This window comes from Mesorhizobium sp. B2-4-1, from assembly GCF_006442185.1.
In the GTDB taxonomy this organism is placed as follows: Bacteria; Pseudomonadota; Alphaproteobacteria; order Rhizobiales; family Rhizobiaceae; genus Mesorhizobium.
Genome location: NZ_VFVN01000001.1, coordinates 111,168 through 128,806 on the forward strand (window position 1 = coordinate 111,168; position 17,639 = coordinate 128,806).

General features: G+C 64.9%; 25 protein-coding genes. 18 read left to right on the top strand and 7 right to left on the bottom strand.

What is annotated here, in order from left to right; all coding sequences use genetic code 11:
* The first annotated feature begins 159 nt into the window (after positions 1-159).
* The 3 genes from FJ949_RS00570 to FJ949_RS00580 all read left to right on the top strand — a co-directional run bounded on the left by FJ949_RS00570 (position 160) and on the right by FJ949_RS00580 (position 2,418).
* Positions 160-1,263 (top strand): hypothetical protein, encoded by a 1,104-nt coding sequence (locus FJ949_RS00570; RefSeq protein WP_140491294.1) that lies wholly within the window; start codon positions 160-162, stop codon positions 1,261-1,263.
* A 131-nt stretch (positions 1,264-1,394) separates the two neighbouring features.
* On the top strand, positions 1,395-2,006 hold the full coding sequence (locus FJ949_RS00575; protein WP_140491298.1) for a nucleoside triphosphate hydrolase: 612 nt from the start codon (positions 1,395-1,397) through the stop codon (positions 2,004-2,006).
* Positions 2,007-2,100: 94 nt separating this feature from the next.
* Positions 2,101-2,418, top strand: coding sequence for a hypothetical protein (locus tag FJ949_RS00580; protein WP_140491300.1), 318 nt, complete (start codon positions 2,101-2,103; stop codon positions 2,416-2,418).
* Between the two features lie 51 nt (positions 2,419-2,469).
* On the opposite strand, the gene FJ949_RS00585 is transcribed toward FJ949_RS00580, so the two are convergent.
* The 3 genes from FJ949_RS00585 to FJ949_RS00595 form a co-directional block, all read right to left on the bottom strand.
* Positions 2,470-3,174: a glutathione binding-like protein gene (locus FJ949_RS00585; RefSeq protein WP_140491302.1), complete on the bottom strand. Its 705-nt coding sequence runs from the start codon at positions 3,172-3,174 to the stop codon at positions 2,470-2,472.
* 193 nt (positions 3,175-3,367) lie between these two features.
* Positions 3,368-4,576 (bottom strand): beta-ketoacyl-[acyl-carrier-protein] synthase family protein, encoded by a 1,209-nt coding sequence (locus FJ949_RS00590; RefSeq protein ID WP_140491304.1) that lies wholly within the window; start codon positions 4,574-4,576, stop codon positions 3,368-3,370.
* Positions 4,577-4,580: 4 nt separating this feature from the next.
* Positions 4,581-4,835 (bottom strand): acyl carrier protein, encoded by a 255-nt coding sequence (locus FJ949_RS00595; RefSeq protein WP_140491308.1) that lies wholly within the window; start codon positions 4,833-4,835, stop codon positions 4,581-4,583.
* Positions 4,836-5,038: 203 nt separating this feature from the next.
* Between FJ949_RS00595 and FJ949_RS00600 the strand changes: the two genes are divergently transcribed.
* Genes FJ949_RS00600 through FJ949_RS00620 form a run of 5 tightly spaced genes read left to right on the top strand, consistent with a single transcriptional unit; the run spans position 5,039 to position 7,434 of the window.
* Positions 5,039-5,881, top strand: coding sequence for an urease accessory protein UreD (locus tag FJ949_RS00600; protein ID WP_140493415.1), 843 nt, complete (start codon positions 5,039-5,041; stop codon positions 5,879-5,881).
* 28 nt (positions 5,882-5,909) lie between these two features.
* Entirely contained in the window at positions 5,910-6,212 is a 303-nt protein-coding gene (locus FJ949_RS00605) for an urease subunit gamma (protein WP_140491311.1), read from the top strand.
* A 10-nt stretch (positions 6,213-6,222) separates the two neighbouring features.
* Positions 6,223-6,477 (top strand): DUF1272 domain-containing protein, encoded by a 255-nt coding sequence (locus tag FJ949_RS00610; protein WP_140491313.1) that lies wholly within the window; start codon positions 6,223-6,225, stop codon positions 6,475-6,477.
* A 51-nt stretch (positions 6,478-6,528) separates the two neighbouring features.
* The gene (locus FJ949_RS00615; RefSeq protein ID WP_140491315.1) at positions 6,529-7,122 is read left to right on the top strand and encodes a HupE/UreJ family protein; all 594 of its coding nucleotides are present in this window, start codon (positions 6,529-6,531) and stop codon (positions 7,120-7,122) included.
* Positions 7,123-7,128: 6 nt separating this feature from the next.
* Positions 7,129-7,434, top strand: a complete 306-nt coding sequence (locus FJ949_RS00620; RefSeq protein ID WP_140491317.1) for an urease subunit beta — start codon at positions 7,129-7,131, stop codon at positions 7,432-7,434.
* Between the two features lie 80 nt (positions 7,435-7,514).
* On the opposite strand, the gene FJ949_RS00625 is transcribed toward FJ949_RS00620, so the two are convergent.
* The gene (locus FJ949_RS00625; protein ID WP_140491319.1) at positions 7,515-8,003 is read right to left on the bottom strand and encodes a hypothetical protein; all 489 of its coding nucleotides are present in this window, start codon (positions 8,001-8,003) and stop codon (positions 7,515-7,517) included.
* Positions 8,004-8,135: 132 nt separating this feature from the next.
* The gene (locus tag FJ949_RS00630) at positions 8,136-8,501 is read right to left on the bottom strand and encodes a hypothetical protein (RefSeq protein ID WP_140491321.1); all 366 of its coding nucleotides are present in this window, start codon (positions 8,499-8,501) and stop codon (positions 8,136-8,138) included.
* A 164-nt stretch (positions 8,502-8,665) separates the two neighbouring features.
* On the opposite strand from FJ949_RS00630, the gene ureC reads away from it, so the two are divergent.
* The 9 genes from ureC (at position 8,666) to FJ949_RS00675 (ending at position 15,453) form a co-directional block, all read left to right on the top strand.
* On the top strand, positions 8,666-10,381 hold the full coding sequence (gene ureC, locus FJ949_RS00635) for an urease subunit alpha (protein WP_140493418.1): 1,716 nt from the start codon (positions 8,666-8,668) through the stop codon (positions 10,379-10,381).
* Positions 10,382-10,507: 126 nt separating this feature from the next.
* On the top strand, positions 10,508-10,996 hold the full coding sequence (locus tag FJ949_RS00640) for a DUF29 domain-containing protein (RefSeq protein WP_140491324.1): 489 nt from the start codon (positions 10,508-10,510) through the stop codon (positions 10,994-10,996).
* A 50-nt stretch (positions 10,997-11,046) separates the two neighbouring features.
* Positions 11,047-11,640: a hypothetical protein gene (locus FJ949_RS00645; RefSeq protein ID WP_140491326.1), complete on the top strand. Its 594-nt coding sequence runs from the start codon at positions 11,047-11,049 to the stop codon at positions 11,638-11,640.
* Positions 11,641-11,685: 45 nt separating this feature from the next.
* On the top strand, positions 11,686-12,291 hold the full coding sequence (locus tag FJ949_RS00650; protein ID WP_140491328.1) for a glutathione S-transferase family protein: 606 nt from the start codon (positions 11,686-11,688) through the stop codon (positions 12,289-12,291).
* Positions 12,288-12,869: an urease accessory protein UreE gene (ureE, locus tag FJ949_RS00655; RefSeq protein ID WP_140491330.1), complete on the top strand. Its 582-nt coding sequence runs from the start codon at positions 12,288-12,290 to the stop codon at positions 12,867-12,869. Before FJ949_RS00650 ends, ureE begins: the two co-directional genes overlap by 4 nt.
* Complete coding sequence (locus tag FJ949_RS00660) at positions 12,862-13,533, top strand: urease accessory protein UreF (RefSeq protein ID WP_140493421.1); 672 nt, start codon at positions 12,862-12,864, stop codon at positions 13,531-13,533. The genes ureE and FJ949_RS00660 overlap by 8 nt, the downstream gene beginning before the upstream one ends.
* A complete protein-coding gene (locus FJ949_RS00665; protein WP_140491332.1) occupies positions 13,530-13,970 on the top strand; it encodes a DUF3995 domain-containing protein in 441 nt (146 codons plus the stop codon). Before FJ949_RS00660 ends, FJ949_RS00665 begins: the two co-directional genes overlap by 4 nt.
* A complete protein-coding gene (gene ureG, locus FJ949_RS00670) occupies positions 13,967-14,608 on the top strand; it encodes an urease accessory protein UreG (protein ID WP_140491334.1) in 642 nt (213 codons plus the stop codon). The genes FJ949_RS00665 and ureG overlap by 4 nt, the downstream gene beginning before the upstream one ends.
* A 77-nt stretch (positions 14,609-14,685) precedes the next feature.
* Positions 14,686-15,453, top strand: a complete 768-nt coding sequence (locus FJ949_RS00675; RefSeq protein WP_140491336.1) for a class II aldolase and adducin N-terminal domain-containing protein — start codon at positions 14,686-14,688, stop codon at positions 15,451-15,453.
* 3 nt (positions 15,454-15,456) lie between these two features.
* Here the strand turns inward: FJ949_RS00675 and FJ949_RS00680 are convergent, their stop codons facing one another.
* Positions 15,457-16,089: an HAD family phosphatase gene (locus tag FJ949_RS00680; RefSeq protein ID WP_140491338.1), complete on the bottom strand. Its 633-nt coding sequence runs from the start codon at positions 16,087-16,089 to the stop codon at positions 15,457-15,459.
* A 255-nt stretch (positions 16,090-16,344) separates the two neighbouring features.
* On the opposite strand from FJ949_RS00680, the gene FJ949_RS00685 reads away from it, so the two are divergent.
* A complete protein-coding gene (locus FJ949_RS00685; protein ID WP_140491340.1) occupies positions 16,345-17,304 on the top strand; it encodes a sugar-binding transcriptional regulator in 960 nt (319 codons plus the stop codon).
* 47 nt (positions 17,305-17,351) lie between these two features.
* Here the strand turns inward: FJ949_RS00685 and FJ949_RS00690 are convergent, their stop codons facing one another.
* Positions 17,352-17,537: a hypothetical protein gene (locus FJ949_RS00690; RefSeq protein WP_140493424.1), complete on the bottom strand. Its 186-nt coding sequence runs from the start codon at positions 17,535-17,537 to the stop codon at positions 17,352-17,354.
* Positions 17,538-17,639: the final 102 nt, after the last annotated feature.

Below are 17,639 nucleotides of genomic sequence, written 5' to 3' on the forward strand. Positions count from 1 at the left end.
GTAACCCGCCAGCTGCGTCCATTTGGTTAATGGCGGTAGCCCCAGCTTTGTCTGCTTTCGCAAGCTTGCGTTCCAAGGTGATGCAAAATGCCGGTCGCGGCGCTTGCGCAACCGGTGGCGAACGGTTCTTGTTGCGCTTTCGGATTCGATGAGAGCGCTATGGATACGGTCACCCTCAATGCACGCGGCATTTCGGTTTCGCTGGACACCACGGTCGGCCATATCGCCGACATGGTAGTCGAGGATGGCGGGCGCCGGCTGCGGCCGCTCCACCGCGCACCCTGGGTCGGTGCGCCACGCGAGACGCTGCCGGCCGACCTGCCCGAGGGCACGGTGCGACTGTCCGGCGATTTCCTGTGCGCGCCGTTTTCGCGCAGCGACGTCGAGGAAGCGCCGCTGCATGGCTGGCCGGCCAACAGCGCCTGGGACGTCACCCAGAGCAGCGCCGTGGACGGCGGCTGGCGAGCCGTTTTCCGGCTGCGCCGCAAGGTGATGGGCGCGACCGTCGACAAGATCCTGACGCTGCGCGACGGCCATGCCTTCCTCTATCAGGAACATGTGTTTTCCGGCGGCCGCGGCGCGATCTCCGTCGCCCATCATCCGATGACGGCGATGACGGATGGCGGCCGGCTGGCCTTTTCGCCAAAACGCTTCGCGGCCTCGCCCGCCGATCCGCTGGAGCCCGATCCCGCGCGCGGCCGCTTCCTGCTCGCCTATCCCGGGCGCAGCAGCGATCTTGGCCATTTTCCCGCTGCCGGCGGCGGCACGCTCGACCTGACGGATTACCGCATGGATGACCGGCGCGAGGATTTTGTCACGCTAGTCGAGGCCGATCATGGCGGGCCGGGCTGGACGGCCCTGGCGCGCCGGGCCGAGGACGATCTGGTTCTGGTGCTGAAGAACCCGGCGGAGCTGCCGGTCACCATGCTGTGGTTCAGCAATGGCGGCCGCGACTACGCGCCGTGGAGCGGCCGGCATCTCGGCGTGCTCGGCATCGAGGACGGGCGCACGGCGATAGGCCATGCCGCCTCGATCGGCGACAACTGGCTGACACGCGAAGGCGTGGCGACCGCTTTCGCGCTCGGCGAAGGCGCCAGCGTCTCCTTCCGCCATGTCATCGGCGCCCTGCCGCTGGCGGGCGGCGAGCCGCCGCAAGAGGTCACCACGGCGGAGGGCCGCATGCGGCTCCTGGGCGGAGGCTCGGCGCGGGAGGTGCCGTTCGACAGCGATTTCCTGCGCATCGGGCAGGCTGCGGCTGGTTGAGCGGATTGGCTTCGAACGTCGGCGTTTCGACACTTGACCACCGCACCTTACCCAAAATGCCGGTTTGAAATTTCCGCCGAGTGCCGCCAGAATAACGGTCGCGCCAACCATCAGGGGCAAGCGAGGCCGCCATGTCCGAAATCGCCCATCTCGCCGCCACCATCTTCAAGCGCGCCGGCAAGGCAAAGCGCTTCATCGTCGCCATTGCCGGACCGCCGGGGGCCGGCAAGTCGACATTGTCGGCCAGCCTGCACGATCTCTTGCCGGAAGGCGCCGTGGAGGTCGTGCCGATGGACGGCTTCCACTATGACGACGTCGTTCTCAACCAGCGCGGGCTGCGCGCGCGAAAGGGCGCGCCGGATACGTTCGACTTCGGCGGCTTCGAGACGCTTCTGAAGCGCATCCGGGCGGGAGAGCCCGACATCGCCATCCCGGTGTTCGACCGCGGCATGGAACTGTCGCGCGCCGCGGCGGCGATCATCGGCGCGGAGACCAAATTCATCCTGGTCGAGGGCAATTACCTGCTGCTCGACGAGGAGCCGTGGTCGCGGCTGGCGCCGCTGTTCGATTTCTCGATCTTCGTCGAGGTGCCGCGCAACGAGCTCGAGCGCCGGCTGATGGAGCGCTGGCACGAACATGGCCGCTCCGAGGAGGATGCGCGCGCCTGGATCGCCTCCAACGACATGCCCAACATCGAACGCGTGCTGGCGCGGCGCCGGGCGGCCGACCTGGTGATTGGTTAACCTGCTTAATTGTCGGTATTTTTCGACGGGAACCTTAAGGGGTTTCGCACCGTTATGGCGGGGAACCGATTGTCCTGCGTAAGGGGATTTTGCAATGGCAACCAAGGCAAGAAAACCCGCGACCGCCAAGACCAGGACGACGAAGACGACGCAGGCGAAAGCCGGCGCTGGTCCGGCGATCGCCGAACGTTCGAAGGACGCCAAGCCCAGCTTCGGTAAGGCCGCGCCTCGGAAGGTCGCGGCCGCGACCGCAAAGCCGGCCAGCGCGCGCAAGCCGGCGCCAGAGAAATCCGGCGCCGTCCGCACCGTGGCAAGCGTCGCGGCCGGTGCGGTGGTGGCGACGGCACGCGGCGCCGCTTCGCTGGCGGCTTCCGTGATGGGCAAGGGCGGCCCGAAAGCCAAGGCGAAATAGCCCAGCCGAGTCGGCCAAGGCTACGGTATCCCGCCAGGGCGGCGGGCCGCTTCAGCCCTTTGCCGGGATTGTCAGGCCCTTCTGCACCGCCGGCCGAGCCAGGCCGCGCTCCAGCCATGCCGCCACATGCGCGAAATCATCGAAGCCGACGAGGTCGCGCGCTTCATAGAAGCCGATCAGATTGCGCACCCAGCCGATGAGCGAGATGTCGGCGATGGTGTAGTCATTGTCCATGATCCATCGGCGGCCCTTCAGCCTGCCGTCGAGAACGCCGAGCAGGCGGCGCGATTCATCGCGGTAGCGCTCCAGCGGCCGCTTGTCGGCAATCTCACGGCCGGCGAATTTGTGGAAAAAGCCGACCTGGCCGAAGATCGGGCCGACGGCCGCCATCTGGAAGAACACCCACTGGATCGTCTCGTAGCGCCGCGCCGCGTCCGCCGGGACGAGCAGGCCGGTCTTGTCGGCGAGGTAGAGCAGGATGGCGCCGGACTCGAACAGGCCGATCGGCTTGCCGTCGGGACCGTTCGGATCGATGATCGCCGGTATCTTGCCGTTGGGATTGAGCGACAGGAATTCCGGCGTCCAGCTTTCGTTTTTGCCGATGTCCACATAATGCGGCTCGTAGGCCAGGCCGATCTCTTCCAGGGCGATCGATATCTTCACCCCGTTCGGGGTCGTCGCCGAATAGAGCTGGATCCGGTCCGGATGCCTGGCCGGCCAGCGGGCGGTGATTGGAAAGGCGGACAGGTCGGCCATCGAGAACTCCTGGGCGGGGATTTCGCACCGAGCGGCGCGGTCTGGGTGGGGTCGGCAAAGAATTAGGCGCACGCCCCGGCACGATCAATGCGGCGTCAGGCGTTTGGCCGTGCACGCACAGTCAACAAATCGAATGATGCCGGCATCGGGAGCCGGCAGATTGACCTGCCGGGCAGAACATGATCGCCCGGGATCAGATCGCCTTGAAGGCCAGCACCGCATTGGTGCCGCCAAAGGCGAAGCCGTTGCTGATGGCGGCGCGCACCTTGCGCTCGCGCGCGACGTTCGGCGTCACGTCGAGATCGCAATCGGGGTCGGCCTCGCGGAAATTCGCCGTGGGCGGCACCACGCCCTCTCGGATCGCCATCACGCAGGCGATCATCTCCAGCCCGCCCGAGGCGCCAAGGCAATGGGCATGCATCGACTTGGTCGAGGAGACGGAAAGCGAGCGCGCGTGCTCGCCGAAGACGCGCTTGATCGCGGCGGTCTCGATCTGGTCATTGGCCTTGGTGCCGGTGCCGTGCGCATTGAGGTAATCGATGTCCTCGGGATTCAGCCCGGCGTCCGCCAGGCAGAAACGCATCGCCGCTTCCGGCCCTTCTATGGTCGGCGCAACGATGTCGGAGGCATCGGCCGAGAGGCCGGCGCCGACGATTTCGGCGAGGATGTTTGCGCCGCGCGCCACCGCATGGTCGTAGCTTTCCAGAACCGCCATGCCGGCGCCTTCGCCGAGCACCAGGCCCTGACGGTCGGCCGAAAATGGCCGGCAGGTATCGGGCGACAGCACGCGCAGCGCCTCCCACCCCTTCAGCACGCCCCAGACCAGCGGTGCCTCGGTGCCGCCGGCGACCATGACGTCGGCGCGGCCGAGCCTGATCTGGTCGACCGCCGATGCGATGGCGTGGTTGGCCGACGAGCAGGCCGAAGTGACGCCGAACACCGGTCCGCGCAGGCCGAGATGCATGCTGACCTGGCCGGCGGCGGCGCCCGGCATGACCTTCGGCACCGTGAAGATGCCGGCGCGATTCTTGCCTTCGATCAGGATGGCGCGGTAGTTCTCCTCAACCGTCTCGAAGCCGCAGACGCCGATGCCGATAACGGCGCCCATGCGGTAGGTATTGTCCGCATGGGCGGCCAAGCCGGACTGCTGTAAGGCTTCGCGGGCGGCAATCACCGCCAACAGGCTGAAACGGTCCATCGACACCAGCTGCTTGCGCTCGATGCCATGGTCGGGCAGCGCCTTGATCTCGCAGCCGATCTTGACCTTCAAATCGTGCAGGAACGGGTTATCGATGGGGCCGATCGCCGAGCGGCCGGCGCGCATCTCGGTCCAGATCGCCGGCACGTCGGTGCCAAGCCCGCACAAACCGCCGATGCCGGTAATGACGACGCGCTTGTGCATCCGGTCAGGCTTTTTTCGCGATCAGCGCGCGAACGGCCTCGACCATGTCGCCAACATTCTTCAGGTTGCTCCAGGCATCGACCGTGTTCATCTCGATCTCGATGCCATACTGCTCCTCGAGATCGAAGATGATCTCGGTCAGTTCCAGCGAATGGATGCCGAGCGCCGTCAATTCGGTGCTGGTGGTGATCTCCTCGCCGCCCGGCTCGGCATGAGCCTTGATCTTTTCGATGATTTCGGTCGCCAGTTGGTCAGCCATTCGGTTTCTTCCCCACTTTGTCGTTTCCCGACGCCAACTGAACAGCGCCTTTTTGTCCTCGATATCAGGCCGCGACCGTCGCCTTGGACCCCCGCCAGGCGTCGCATGAGCGTACCAAGGTGGCTCCCTCTATAGAAACGGAAACGCCATCAAGCAACAAGCTATATATCGACAAAACCGCCGCGGTGCTTAACCTGGACGGCGTGGATACGATCGAACATACCGGATTTTCGGCTCCGCCGGCGCAGCGGGCGGCCGGACTGGCGCAGCTCGTCTGCGCCAGTCAAGACGGCCGCACACGGCTGCGCCGCCTCTATCAGGACGGTTCCGCCAAGATAAGGATGCCGGCCGTTTCCGGCGGCCCGCTGGAAGCCGTGCTGATCAACACCGCGGGCGGGCTGACCGGAGGCGACCGCCTCGGCTGGGAGATCGACGTCGGCGCGCATGCCAGCGCCACGATAACGACGCAGGCCTGCGAGAAAATCTATCGCGCCGCTTCCGACCGGGCCGAAGTCAGCGTCCGGCTAACGGTCGGCGAAAACGGCCGCGTCGCCTGGCTGCCGCAGGAGACCATCGTTTTCGACCGATCGGCCTTTGCCCGCACGCTCGACCTTGATCTTGCCGCCGGCGCCGAGGCGCTGGTGCTGGAAGCCACCGTCTTCGGCCGGACGGCGATGGGCGAACGCGCGGTCCAGGGCGGCTTTCACGACCGCTGGCGCGTCCGCCGGGGCGGGGCTCTCATCCATGCCGAGGATTTCCGCATCGGGCCCGACATCGCCGCGACCCTGGCGCGCCCACCGATTGCCGGCGGCGCCGTCGCCATGGCGACGGTGCTATTGATCTCGCCGCGGGCGGAAGCGCTTCTCGATCCGGTTCGGGAGATCATCGGCGGCCAGGGCGGCGCCAGCACCTGGAGCGTGCAGGAATCTGGCAAGCTTCTTGCGAGGCTGTATGCCGGCGACGGCTACCGGCTGCGCCAGCATCTGGTTCCGCTCGTCGGCTTGCTCAACGGAAAGGCGGGGCTGCCCAAAATATGGTCACTGTGATCGTGTCCGCATCATTTCAGGGAAACGCATGAACCTGACGCCGAGGGAAAAGGACAAGCTGCTGATAGCCATGGCGGCGGTCGTGGCGCGCAAGCGTCTGGAGCGCGGCGTCAGGCTCAATCATCCGGAGGCAATCGCGCTGATCACCGACTTCGTCGTCGAAGGCGCCCGCGACGGCCGTCCCGTCGCCGAGCTGATGGAAGCCGGCGCCCACGTCGTCAGCCGCGCGCAGGTGATGGAAGGCATCGCCGAGATGATCCATGACGTGCAGGTGGAGGCGACATTCCCCGACGGCACCAAGCTGGTGACCGTGCATGAGCCGATACGGTGAGGAGACAGATATGCTTGAGCTGCGCCCGAACTGCGAATGCTGCGACAAGGACCTGCCGCCGGAGGCGACGGATGCGTTGATCTGCACCTTCGAATGCACCTTCTGCGCCGATTGCGTCGAAGACGTGCTCGGCGGCGTCTGCCCCAATTGCGGCGGCAATTTTTCGGCACGGCCGATCCGTCCGGCGGCAATGCTGAAGAAATATCCCGCTTCGACCACGCGCATCCTCAAGGCTGAGGGTTGTGGCCCGCGCGAGGCCGCGTGAACGCCAGACGACCCTGATAGGCCAGACGATCCTGATAGGAAAGACGCACCGATGATCTCAGCACAGATGAAACGCACAGCCCTCTCGGCGATTCTGCTCATGGCAGCCGCCATGCCCGCTTATGCCCATGTCGGGGCCGGCACGACCTCCTCCTTCGCGGCCGGCTTCATGCATCCGCTCTCCGGCCTCGACCACATGACGGTGATGGTCGCGGTCGGCCTGTGGGCGGCACAGAAAGGCGGCGAGGCTGTGTGGGCATGGCCGGCCGCGTTCGTCGGCGTCATGCTGGCCGGCGGTGCGCTCGGCATGCTGCATGTGCCGCTGCCGTTCGTCGAGCCGGGCATATTGGCGTCGGTGGTGGCGCTCGGATTGTTCGTGGCGCTGGCCGTCGATCTTCCTGTCACGGCCGGCGTCGCCATCATCGGCGCGTTCGCGCTGTTTCATGGTCACGCCCATGGCACCGAAGTACCGGAAAATGCCGCAGGGCTTGAATATATGGCCGGCTTTGCCGTCGCCACGGCGCTGCTGCACGCCGCCGGCATCGCCGCCGGGCTTGGCCTCGGCAGGCGGTTTCGCGTGCTCATGCGGGCCGCTGGTGCCGCCTGCACGGCGATCGGGCTCGGCCTCGTCCTCGGCGCCGTGTGACGAACGATGATCCCGGGTGAAATCATTCCCGCCGACGGCGACATCGACCTGAACAAAGGCCTGCCGACGGTTACGCTCAAAGTGGCCAACAGCGGCGACCGGCCAATCCAGGTCGGCAGCCACTATCATTTCTTCGAGACCAATGAGGGCTTGAAATTCGACCGCGAACAGGCGCGCGGCATGCGCCTCGACATCGCCGCCGGCACCGCCATGCGCTTCGAGCCCGGACAGGAGCGCGACGTTACGCTGGTGCCGCTGGGCGGCAAGCGCGAGGTCTATGGCTTTCAGCAGAAGGTGATGGGCAGGCTGTGAGGCCGAGGGCGTCTCATGCGCGGCGTGCAAAGAGGGCAAAGGGCTTTCGGGCCAGCACGAAAGCGAGTTGTGCCCTCGGCTCAATCGGACGGCTTGGCCGCCGCATAGATGACGATCTTTCCGGGGTCGTCGAATTCCACGGCGAGAACGTCCTGCGCAAGCACGCGTCGCGAGTCGATGGCGTTGAACAGCAGCGCGTTGGCCTCGATCTCCTTGCGCAGCTCCGCAATGTCGTCCTGATGCTGCTTGACCTTGGTTTCGATCGCCGGCGGCGGACCGCCTTCGGTGCGCGCGGCATCGGTCAGGAACACGATATCGACCTTGTCGAGCTTGGATGTCTTGCGCACCGTGCCGATGTTTTCACGCGTCCGATCAATCGCCCTGGCAACTTTGCCGGCTTCGGCATCGCTCCTGGTTTCTTCCTGCTTGACGTCCGAGCCGATGATCCGGTTGACGGTCTCAGGGCTTTCGAGCCCTTGTGCGTGAAGGGAGGCTCCGGGGCTGCCCACCGCCAGGAATGCCATGGAGGCGAAGGCATAGAGCCGTCTCTTGCCGGGATTGATCGCCATCGCTCGCTCCTGGACGGGTTCATTTCGCGGCGCCGTTCAGCGCCGATGAAACGAAACGGCTCCTGCCCGGCCAAGGTTCCCTTCCAGATAGCGCGGGCGGACCGGACGACGGCCCGCCGCGCAGGCGCGCCGTCAGCTCGCCTTCTTGGTGATCAGGGTCAGGGCGCCGTTGGGCTCCATGCTGGCCGCGACCACCTGCGCCGAGGTCATTCCCTTGGCCTCGAGGGCGGATTTGACCTTAGGCGTGGCATCGATCGAGCTGCGCAGCTTCTGCAGGCCGGCATCGCCGCGCTGGGCGATCACCTGGTTGACCTGCGTCTGGGTGTCCTTCGGCAGTTCGGTGATGTCGACGATGTTGACGCTCTGGATCGTCGGCGCGGCCTGCTGCCCGCCGGGGGCGGGCGCGGCCGGCGCTGCTGGAGCGGGCTGCTGCTGGGCAATGGCGGCACCCGCCAGCATCAGGGTGGCGGCAGCGGCGAGAACTATCGTTTTGCGCATGGATTTTCCTTCCATCGATTTGGCAAACGGTCGTTTTGGGGTGACCCTCCAACCTCAACCGCCAAATGGGATCAGAAGGTGTCGACCAGCGGGTCATTGCGTGACCATTGGATGGCAGCAATGTGCAGCCCGGTTTCACCAGCACCGCAATTCGGGAGCAATCACTGATGGCCAGAATAACCCGCGCCGCCTATGCGCAGATGTACGGCCCGACGGTCGGCGACAGGGTGCGGCTTGCCGATACCGAACTCTTCGTCGAGGTCGAGAGGGATTTCACCATTCATGGCGAGGAGGTGAAATTCGGCGGCGGCAAGGTCATCCGCGACGGCATGGGCCAGAGCCAGGTTTCCCGCGCTGAAGGAGCGGTCGACACCGTCATTACCAATGCGCTGGTGATCGACGCCAGCGCCGGCATCTTCAAGGCCGATATCGGCCTCAGGGACGGCCGCATCGCGGCAATCGGTAAGGCCGGCAACCCGGACACGCAGGATGGCGTCACCATCATCATCGGCCCCGGCACCGAGATCATCGCCGGCGAAGGCAAGATCCTTACCGCGGGCGGCTTCGACGCGCATATCCATTTCATCTGCCCGCAGCAGATCGAGGAAGCGCTGATGTCGGGCATCACCACGATGCTGGGCGGCGGCACCGGCCCGGCGCACGGCACGCTCGCCACCACCTGCACGCCCGGGCCATGGCACATGGCGCGCATGATCCAGTCCTTCGACGCCTTCCCGATGAATATCGGCCTGTCGGGCAAGGGCAACGCTTCCCTGCCCGCGGCGCTCGAGGAGATGGTGCTGGGCGGCGCCTGCTCGCTGAAGCTGCACGAGGACTGGGGCACGACGCCGGCCGCGATCGACTGCTGCCTGTCGGTGGCCGACGACCATGACGTGCAGGTGATGATCCACACCGACACGCTCAACGAGAGCGGCTTCGTCGAGAACACGGTGGCGGCGATCAAGGGCCGCACCATCCATGCCTTCCACACCGAAGGCGCGGGCGGCGGGCATGCGCCCGACATCATCAAGGTCTGCGGCCTGCCCAACGTCATCCCGTCCTCGACCAACCCGACGCGGCCCTACACGGTCAACACGCTGGCCGAGCATCTCGACATGCTGATGGTCTGCCACCATCTGTCGCCGTCGATTCCGGAAGACATTGCCTTCGCCGAAAGCCGCATCCGCAAGGAGACCATCGCGGCGGAGGACATTCTGCACGACATCGGTGCCTTCTCGATCATCTCCTCGGATTCACAAGCGATGGGCCGCGTCGGCGAAGTGGTGATCCGGACCTGGCAGACCGCCGACAAGATGAAGCGCCAGCGCGGTTCGCTGCCGCAGGAGACCGGCAACAACGACAATTTCCGCGTCCGCCGCTATATCGCGAAATACACGATCAACCCTGCCATCGCGCATGGATTGTCCAGGGACATCGGCTCGGTCGCTGTCGGCAAACGCGCCGACCTGGTGCTGTGGAACCCGGCCTTCTTCGGCGTCAAGCCTGATATGGTACTGATCGGCGGCATGATCGCGGCGGCGCCGATGGGCGACCCCAACGCCTCGATCCCGACGCCGCAGCCGATGCACTATCGGCCGATGTTCGGCGCCTATGGCAAGGCGCGCACCAACTCGTCGGTAACCTTCGTCTCGAAGGCGGCACTGGAGTCCGGTCTGCACGGCCGGCTCGGTGTCGACAAGCAGTTCGCCGCGGTCGAAAACACGCGTGGCGGCATCGGCAAGCACTCCATGGTGCTCAACGACGCCACGCCGCATATCGAAGTCGATCCCGAGACTTACGAGGTTCGTGCCGACGGCGAACTCTTGACCTGCGAACCAGCGACGGTGCTGCCGATGGCCCAGCGATATTTTCTGTTTTGATAAGATCGCCGCGAGCCATTGCCCTCGTTAAATGCGGCGGTGAGTGGGTTGTGCCGACTGCCCGAATGGGCCCACTCGTTCTCCGCGGACTTGGAAATTGTGCACTTTGGGAGCAATATCTCCTCAATGAACAAGATATTTCGCAAACAGCAATTGACGCCCTACGAGGCCGACTATGCTCAGTGGTGCGCCGAGCAGGGCGCGTTGCTGCGCGAAGGTCGTCTTTCCGACCTCGATCGTGAGAATGTTGCCGAGGAGATCGAGAGCTTGGGGCGGAGCGACAAAAGGGAAATTGCGAGCAGACTTGGCACTTTGGTCCTTCACTTGCTGAAATGGGAGTTTCAGTCTGAGCAGCGCAAAACGGGCTGGTTGCTGACAATTCGGGAGCAACGGCTTCGGATTGAGGGCCTGCTTGATGAAAGTCCGAGCCTCAAAAAATATCCTGCGCAGGTGCTCGATCGAGAGTTCAAGATAGCAAGATTAAAGGCATTGGACGAAACAGGCCTGAGAGATCGGGATTTCCCTGTCCATTGCCCCTATGGGATCAAGGAAATCTTGGACGATGATTATTTCCCAGGATCACCGTGGTCTTCAGACAACCTTATGCGCGAATAGACTGATAGTGGTGTGTTGACGGACGTTCCATCACCTGGCGAGCATTCGGCATGGCCACCGAAATAGCTTCGCCCCACGACATCTTCCCGCATATCCGCATCGTCATGGGCATGGTGATCGGGCTCGGCGTCGCGCGCCTGTTGTCGGGGGTGGCGCGCATCGTCCAGCATCCCGGCCAGTACCGGCTCTATACGGTGCATCTGGCCTGGGTCGCTTCGGTGCTGTTGATGCTGGTGCATTTCTGGTGGTGGGAGTTCGGCCTCTACGCCATCGAAACATGGACCTTCGGCAAGTACCTGTTCATCATCTTCTACGCCATCACCCTGTTCCTGCTCTGCGCGCTGCTGTTTCCGGATTCGATGCTCGACTACACCAGCTATGAGGATTTCTTCTATTCGCGCCGCGCCTGGTTCTTCGGCCTGCTGGCCGCGACCTACGTGCTCGACGTGATCGACACGCTGCTGAAGGGGCCGGAGCATTTCGCCCGCTTCGGCAACGAATATCTGTTCCGCACGCCGGTCTTCGTCGCGCTGTGCATCGCCGCGATCCTGGTGCGCGACCGCCGCTTTCACATCGCCTTCGTCGCCGCGGCGCTGATCTATCAGATATCGTTCATCCTGCGGCTGTTCGACACGATCGTATGACGGCCGCGGATGCTCTAGGCTGACCGGGAAAGGCAGGGTTCAACCATGTACAAGGCCGTCGGATCGCGTGGATCCCGGGTCAGCCGTGTTCTGTGGATGCTCGAAGAACTCGGGCAGGCCTATGAATTCGTCGAAATTCCCCTGCGCTCGCCCGAAGCCTATGCGCTCAACCCCTCGGGCAAGGTGCCGATCCTGATCGACGGCGAGCTGACGCTGACGGATTCGGCGGCGATCTGCGTCTATCTCGCCGATAAGCACGCGGACAAGGGCATGGGCGCCAGTCCCGGTCTCGCAGGCCGCGCCGAAATGGATTCCTGGATGCATTTTGCCCAGAGCGAGTTCGAGGCGCCGCTGTGGAACAAATTGCGCCACCGCTTCCTGCTGCCCAGGGAAGTCCGGGTCGACGTCGGCCCCGCGGCCGCTTACGATTTCGCCTCCGAGGTCAAGGCGCTGGAGCGCCGGCTTGGCGACAAGCCTTTCGCGCTCGGCGACCGGTTCTCGGCTGTCGACGTGCTGCTCGGCGACATGGGCGGCTGGGCGCGCGCCGGCCGGTTCCCGGTCGAATCCGACCGCGTCAACGCCTATTTCGACCGCGTGCTTTCACGCCCTGCCAGTGCCCGGGCGCAAGCCAATGGCGGAGCCATGAAATGAAGCTCAACCTCAACACCGACTTCACGAAGTTCCCGCGCGCCATCTCGGTGCTGACCTCCGGCAATGCCGGCACCACGGCGCCATCCGGCCGCGCGGTTCTTGCCCATGACGAGCGGCATCTGCGCCGCCGGGCGATCGAATTGTCCGACGGCAGCAAGGTGCTGGTCGACCTGCCGGAGCCCGTCGCGCTCAACGACGGCGACCGGCTGGTGCTGGAAGACGGCCGCCACGTCGAGATCATCGCGGCGCCGGAGGAGGTCTATGATATCCGCGCCCGCGACGCCGTGCATCTGGCGGAACTGGCCTGGCATATCGGCAACCGCCATCTCGCGGCGGCGATAGAGGCGGAGCGCATCCTCATCCTGCGCGATCATGTCATCAAGGCGATGCTGGAGGGGCTCGGGGCCACGGTGCGCGAGGTCTCCGAGCCGTTCAAACCGGTGCGCGGCGCCTATTCCGGCGGCCATGACCACGGCCATGCGCACGCCCACAGCCACGCCGAAGCGCATTCGCACAGCCATTCGCATTCGCACGACCATCACGATCATCACGATGATCATCATGATCACCATGACTGACCAGCCATCCGGGGTCGCCCTGCTGCGATTGATGGCGTGGCTGTCGCCGGTCTTTCCGGTCGGCGGCTTTTCCTACAGCCATGGCCTCGAGCGCGCCGCGCATGATGGGCTGGTGACCGATGCGGCGGGCCTCGCCGCTTGGCTTGAAACGCTGGTCGAGATGGGCTCCGCCTGGAACGATGCCGTGCTGTTCGCGGAGAGCTGGCGCAACGCCCGCGACGGCGGCGATCCGGCCGAAGTCGCCACACTGGCGGAGGCGTTGGCCGGGTCGCGTGAGCGCCATGCCGAGACCATGCTGCAAGGTGCGGCTTTCCTCAAAGCGGCCGCCGCCTGGCCCACTCCCGTGCTGGAGCGCTTGCCCGCCGATTGTGCGTACTGCGTCGCCGTCGGCGCTGTTGCCGGCGGCAATGGTATCGCGCTTCAGGACGCGCTGTCCGCCTTCCTGCAGGCCTTCTTCTCCAACCTCGTCCAGGCCGCGATCCGGCTGGGCGTCATCGGACAAAGCGGCGCGACCAGTTTGCTCGCCGGCTTCGAGCCGCTGGCCCTTGCGACCGCCGCCCGCGCATCCCGCTCGACATTGGATGATCTCGGCGGTTGCGCCTTTGTCTCTGATATCGTGGCGATGCAGCACGAAACCCAGTATTCGCGATTGTTCCGCTCATGATCGTCCTTGCCTTCGTCCTCTCATTCGTCCTGCTGGTAATCACCGCGTTGCACGTTTATTGGGGCATTGGCGGGATATGGCCGGGCAAGGATGCGGCGTCCTGCGCGCATGCGGTCGTCGGCTTTCGCGGCGTCGACGAGATGCCGGCGCCGTTCGCCTGCTTTGCCGTCGCCGCCTGCCTGGCGCTGGCAACGCTCTGGCCGATGGCTCTGGAGGGTGTGTTTGCCTCGCCCTTTCCTGGGCAAGGCCTCGCCGCCACCGCGCTGCTGATCGGGCTGGTGTTTCTCGGACGCGGCATTGCCGGCTTCACGCCCCGGTGGCGCCGGCTGGCACCGGAACAGCCTTTCGCGCGGCTCGATAGGAGCCTTTATTCGCCGCTGTGCCTGCTGATCGGGCTCGGCTTCGCAGTTCTCGCCATCACGGAGTTCCCGACATGACGCAGCCCAACGGTCCTCTTCGCATCGGCATTGGCGGCCCCGTCGGTTCGGGCAAGACGACGCTCACCGAGAAACTGTGCAAGGCGCTGCGTGAGGAATTCTCCATCGCCGTCGTCACCAACGACATCTACACAAGGGAAGACGCCATGATGCTGGCGCGGCTGCAGGCGCTGCCGGAAGAGCGCATCGTCGGCGTCGAGACCGGCGGCTGCCCGCACACCGCCATCCGCGAGGACGCCTCGATCAATCTGCAGGCGATCGCGGAGCTCAACCGCAAATTCCCCGATCTCGACATCATCTTCATCGAATCCGGCGGCGACAACCTTGCCGCCACCTTCTCGCCGGATCTCGCCGATCTCACGCTCTATGTCATCTCCGTCTGCCAGGGCGAGGAGATCCCGCGGAAAGGCGGTCCGGCGATCACCCGTTCCGATTTCCTGATCATCAACAAGAGCGACCTGGCGCCCTATGTGAACGTCAATCTCGACGTGATGGAGAGCGACGCCACCCGCATGCGCGGCAAGCGGCCGTTCGGCTTCACCGACCTGTCGCGCGGCAAGGGGTTGCGGGAGGTGATCGATTTCATCGTCGAGCATGGCGGCTTGAGGCTCGGGACCGCCGCAAGCACGGCGGCGTGAGCCGGCTGCACCAACCGAAACCGGTTGCGGGCACAAGCAGGGCACGGCATTGTTCCTAAAACCCGGAGGATTTTTCGATGAGCATCGCCCGCCTGCAAAAGGAACCGCTGACCAACCTGCCCTTCTACGAGGAGCGCGTCGATCTTGCCTGCGCCTTCCGCTGGACGGCGCGGCTCAACATGCACGAGGCGGTGGCCAACCATTTCTCGCTGGCGGTCAACGAGGACGGCACAAAATTCCTGATGAACCCCAATCAGGTGCACTTCTCGCGTATCAAGGCGAGCGACCTTTTGATGATCGACGCCAACGATCCCGAGACGCTGTCCGGCCCGAATGCGCCCGACCCGACGGCGTGGGGCCTGCACGGCGCCATCCACCGCAACGTCCGTCATGCGCGCTGCGTCATGCATGTGCATTCCATCCACGCCACCGTGCTGGCCTCGCTCGCCGATTCGAGGCTGCCGCCGATCGACCAGAATTCGGCGATGTTCTTCAACCGCCATGTGGTCGACGCCCATTATGGCGGTCTGGCCTTCGAGGAAGAGGGCGAGCGCTGCTCGCAGCTCCTGACCGACCCCAAGGTCAAGGTAATGGTGATGGGCAATCACGGCGTGCTGGTCATCGGCGACACGGTGGCCGACGCCTTCAATCGCATGTTCTATTTCGAACGCGCCGCCGAGACCTACATCAAGGCGCTGTGGACCGGGCGGCCGCTGCGCACGCTTTCCGACGCCATCGCCGAGAAGGCGGCACGCGAAATGGACGACTATCCCGGCCAGGCCGAGCGGCATCTCAGCGAACTGAAGGCGATCCTCGACGAGCAGGAGCCGGTCTATCGGAACTGAGGTTTAAAGCCCCAGTTCAGCCCGCAATTCCTCGGCGCTGTTGATGACCACCGCACCGGGCGGGCCGTCCATCGGTTTTTCCGGCCAGAAGATCGTCTTCATGCCTGCCGCCAGCCCCGCCATGGCGCCCGGCCAGCTGTCGTCGACCGCCACCGCGTTCGCGGGATCGACATCGGCCAGATAGGCGGCGCGCAGGAACGGCTCGGCTTGCGGCTTGCCTTCGCGCACGTCGTTGCGGCTGATGGTCTTCATGCCTGGATAGATCAGGCCGACCATGTGCAGATTGGCGTCGACGATCATGCGGTCGGAATTCGAGACCACGGCCTGCTGCACGCCAAGTGCGCGCAATTCGTTGAAGATCTCGATCGCACCGGGGCGCGGCTTCAATGTCGTGACAAGCGGCAGATAATGCTCGTATTTATGGACGATCCACTCGTCGAAGGGCAGATCCAGGCCGAACTCGTCGCGCATCATCAGGTAGACCGGCCAGGCAGCGACCCCGAGAACGCGCTCATGCAGGTCGGGCGGAGGCTGAAGGCCGACATTGCGCATCGCCGCCACCAGGGCTGCTTCGTGCAGCGGTTCGCTGTCGACCAGCGTGCCGTCCATGTCCCAGAAAACCGCTTTCGGTGTCATGCAACGCTCCTTTTGGCGTTCCCTTAAAGGGTTTACCCCGCGAGATAAACCATCCGGACGGCAGAACGTGCCACCTGTCGGAACGGAAATCCTCCTTTTGCCTGCCGTGGAATCCCCAGGCCGACGATGATCCGGCCGATCCCACGCCCGCATGCGCAAGCAATTGCCCTGGCGATTTGACAATTGCGCAGCGCGCGGTTCCCTGCGAAAGTAGGCGCGACCGGTTCCATGACCGGCGGTTTCGGGAGGCAGGACGTGAACAACCGGCAGGAGGGGGGCAGCAACAGGTTGGACGATGCCGCGCGCGCGGGCTGGCTTTATTACGTCGCCGGCAACACGCAGGACCAGATCGCCGCCACGCTCGGCATCTCGCGGCAGACTGCACAGCGGCTGGTGTCGCTGGCAGTGTCGGAAGGCCTGATCAAGGTGCGCGTCGACCATCCGATCGCCAACTGCCTCGACCTCGCCGCCCGCCTGAAGTCGCGCTTCGCGCTCGACCTGGTCGAGGTGGTGCCGAGCGACCCGACCTCGTCGTCGACGACGATCGGTATCGCCGAGGCGGCGGCAGCGGAAATCGAGAGGCGGCTGAGATCGCCGGCGCCGATCGTGCTGGCGATCGGCACCGGCCGTACGCTGAAGGCGGCGATCGAGCAACTGCCGCCGATGGAGTGCCCGCAGCACAAGGTGGTGTCCCTGACCGGCAATATCTCGCCGGACGGTTCGGCCGCTTTCTACAACGTCATCTTCACCATGGCCGACAGGGTCAAGGCGCGGTCGTTCCCGATGCCGTTGCCGGTCATCGCCTCCTCGCCGCAGGAGCGCGAGATGCTGCTCAGCCAGCCGATGATCCAGCCGACGCTGGCGCTGGCCGCGGAGGCCGACGTCACCTTCGTCGGCATCGGCGACCTCGGCCCGAAGGCGCCGCTCTATGAGGACGGCTTCATCTCCGACGCCGAGCTGAAGGCGCTACAGAAGGCCGGCGGCGTCGCCGAAATTGTCGGCTGGGTGTTCGATCGCGACGGCCGCATGATCGAGGGCATCACCAACGACCGGGTGTCGTCGGCGGCCCTGCCGTCACGCGAGAAGTCGCTGGTCATCGCGCTCGCCATGGGTGAACGCAAGCTGCCGGGCATCCTGGCGGCCGTGAACCGCCGGCTGGTCAACGGCCTCATCACCGACGAACGAACCGCCGCCGCCCTGCTGGCGAGCGGGTGAGCCAAAAGCCTCGAGGCAACATCGATTTGCGATAAAATCCGGGCCTGCTATCCATGCCGTCCGAAAGGATCGTTGCCGTCGAGGAAGCCAAGGTCCCGCTGCAGGTGCGGCGACAGGTCCCTGATGTCGAGATGCGCCTTTTTCCTGGTCGCGAACCAGCCGAATCCGTCCGCAAGCCATGAAATCCAGCGATGATCCGGAGCGGGAGTGCATTTTTGCTGCGCCATGGTCATGATCGTCAACCTTCGCTATCTTCAACCCGAGTGACGGGCTGAGGATGAATGTCGGTCTTGCCGGCCGCCTTTGCCAATCGAACGTCGATAAGGACCCATAAG

What these genes read in the sequence shown, in the direction of transcription:
- FJ949_RS00570 (WP_140491294.1), top strand. Translation starts at nt 160, where the DNA reads ATGGATACGGTCACCCTCAATGCACGCGGCATTTCGGTTTCGCTGGAC.
- FJ949_RS00575 (WP_140491298.1), top strand. Translation starts at nt 1,395, where the DNA reads ATGTCCGAAATCGCCCATCTCGCCGCCACCATCTTCAAGCGCGCCGGC.
- FJ949_RS00580 (WP_140491300.1), top strand. Translation starts at nt 2,101, where the DNA reads ATGGCAACCAAGGCAAGAAAACCCGCGACCGCCAAGACCAGGACGACG.
- FJ949_RS00585 (WP_140491302.1), bottom strand. Translation starts at nt 3,174, where the DNA reads ATGGCCGACCTGTCCGCCTTTCCAATCACCGCCCGCTGGCCGGCCAGG.
- FJ949_RS00590 (WP_140491304.1), bottom strand. Translation starts at nt 4,576, where the DNA reads ATGCACAAGCGCGTCGTCATTACCGGCATCGGCGGTTTGTGCGGGCTT.
- FJ949_RS00595 (WP_140491308.1), bottom strand. Translation starts at nt 4,835, where the DNA reads ATGGCTGACCAACTGGCGACCGAAATCATCGAAAAGATCAAGGCTCAT.
- FJ949_RS00605 (WP_140491311.1), top strand. Translation starts at nt 5,910, where the DNA reads ATGAACCTGACGCCGAGGGAAAAGGACAAGCTGCTGATAGCCATGGCG.
- FJ949_RS00610 (WP_140491313.1), top strand. Translation starts at nt 6,223, where the DNA reads ATGCTTGAGCTGCGCCCGAACTGCGAATGCTGCGACAAGGACCTGCCG.
- FJ949_RS00615 (WP_140491315.1), top strand. Translation starts at nt 6,529, where the DNA reads ATGATCTCAGCACAGATGAAACGCACAGCCCTCTCGGCGATTCTGCTC.
- FJ949_RS00620 (WP_140491317.1), top strand. Translation starts at nt 7,129, where the DNA reads ATGATCCCGGGTGAAATCATTCCCGCCGACGGCGACATCGACCTGAAC.
- FJ949_RS00625 (WP_140491319.1), bottom strand. Translation starts at nt 8,003, where the DNA reads ATGGCGATCAATCCCGGCAAGAGACGGCTCTATGCCTTCGCCTCCATG.
- FJ949_RS00630 (WP_140491321.1), bottom strand. Translation starts at nt 8,501, where the DNA reads ATGCGCAAAACGATAGTTCTCGCCGCTGCCGCCACCCTGATGCTGGCG.
- FJ949_RS00640 (WP_140491324.1), top strand. Translation starts at nt 10,508, where the DNA reads ATGAACAAGATATTTCGCAAACAGCAATTGACGCCCTACGAGGCCGAC.
- FJ949_RS00645 (WP_140491326.1), top strand. Translation starts at nt 11,047, where the DNA reads ATGGCCACCGAAATAGCTTCGCCCCACGACATCTTCCCGCATATCCGC.
- FJ949_RS00650 (WP_140491328.1), top strand. Translation starts at nt 11,686, where the DNA reads ATGTACAAGGCCGTCGGATCGCGTGGATCCCGGGTCAGCCGTGTTCTG.
- ureE (WP_140491330.1), top strand. Translation starts at nt 12,288, where the DNA reads ATGAAGCTCAACCTCAACACCGACTTCACGAAGTTCCCGCGCGCCATC.
- FJ949_RS00660 (WP_140493421.1), top strand. Translation starts at nt 12,862, where the DNA reads ATGACTGACCAGCCATCCGGGGTCGCCCTGCTGCGATTGATGGCGTGG.
- FJ949_RS00665 (WP_140491332.1), top strand. Translation starts at nt 13,530, where the DNA reads ATGATCGTCCTTGCCTTCGTCCTCTCATTCGTCCTGCTGGTAATCACC.
- ureG (WP_140491334.1), top strand. Translation starts at nt 13,967, where the DNA reads ATGACGCAGCCCAACGGTCCTCTTCGCATCGGCATTGGCGGCCCCGTC.
- FJ949_RS00675 (WP_140491336.1), top strand. Translation starts at nt 14,686, where the DNA reads ATGAGCATCGCCCGCCTGCAAAAGGAACCGCTGACCAACCTGCCCTTC.
- FJ949_RS00680 (WP_140491338.1), bottom strand. Translation starts at nt 16,089, where the DNA reads ATGACACCGAAAGCGGTTTTCTGGGACATGGACGGCACGCTGGTCGAC.
- FJ949_RS00690 (WP_140493424.1), bottom strand. Translation starts at nt 17,537, where the DNA reads ATGACCATGGCGCAGCAAAAATGCACTCCCGCTCCGGATCATCGCTGG.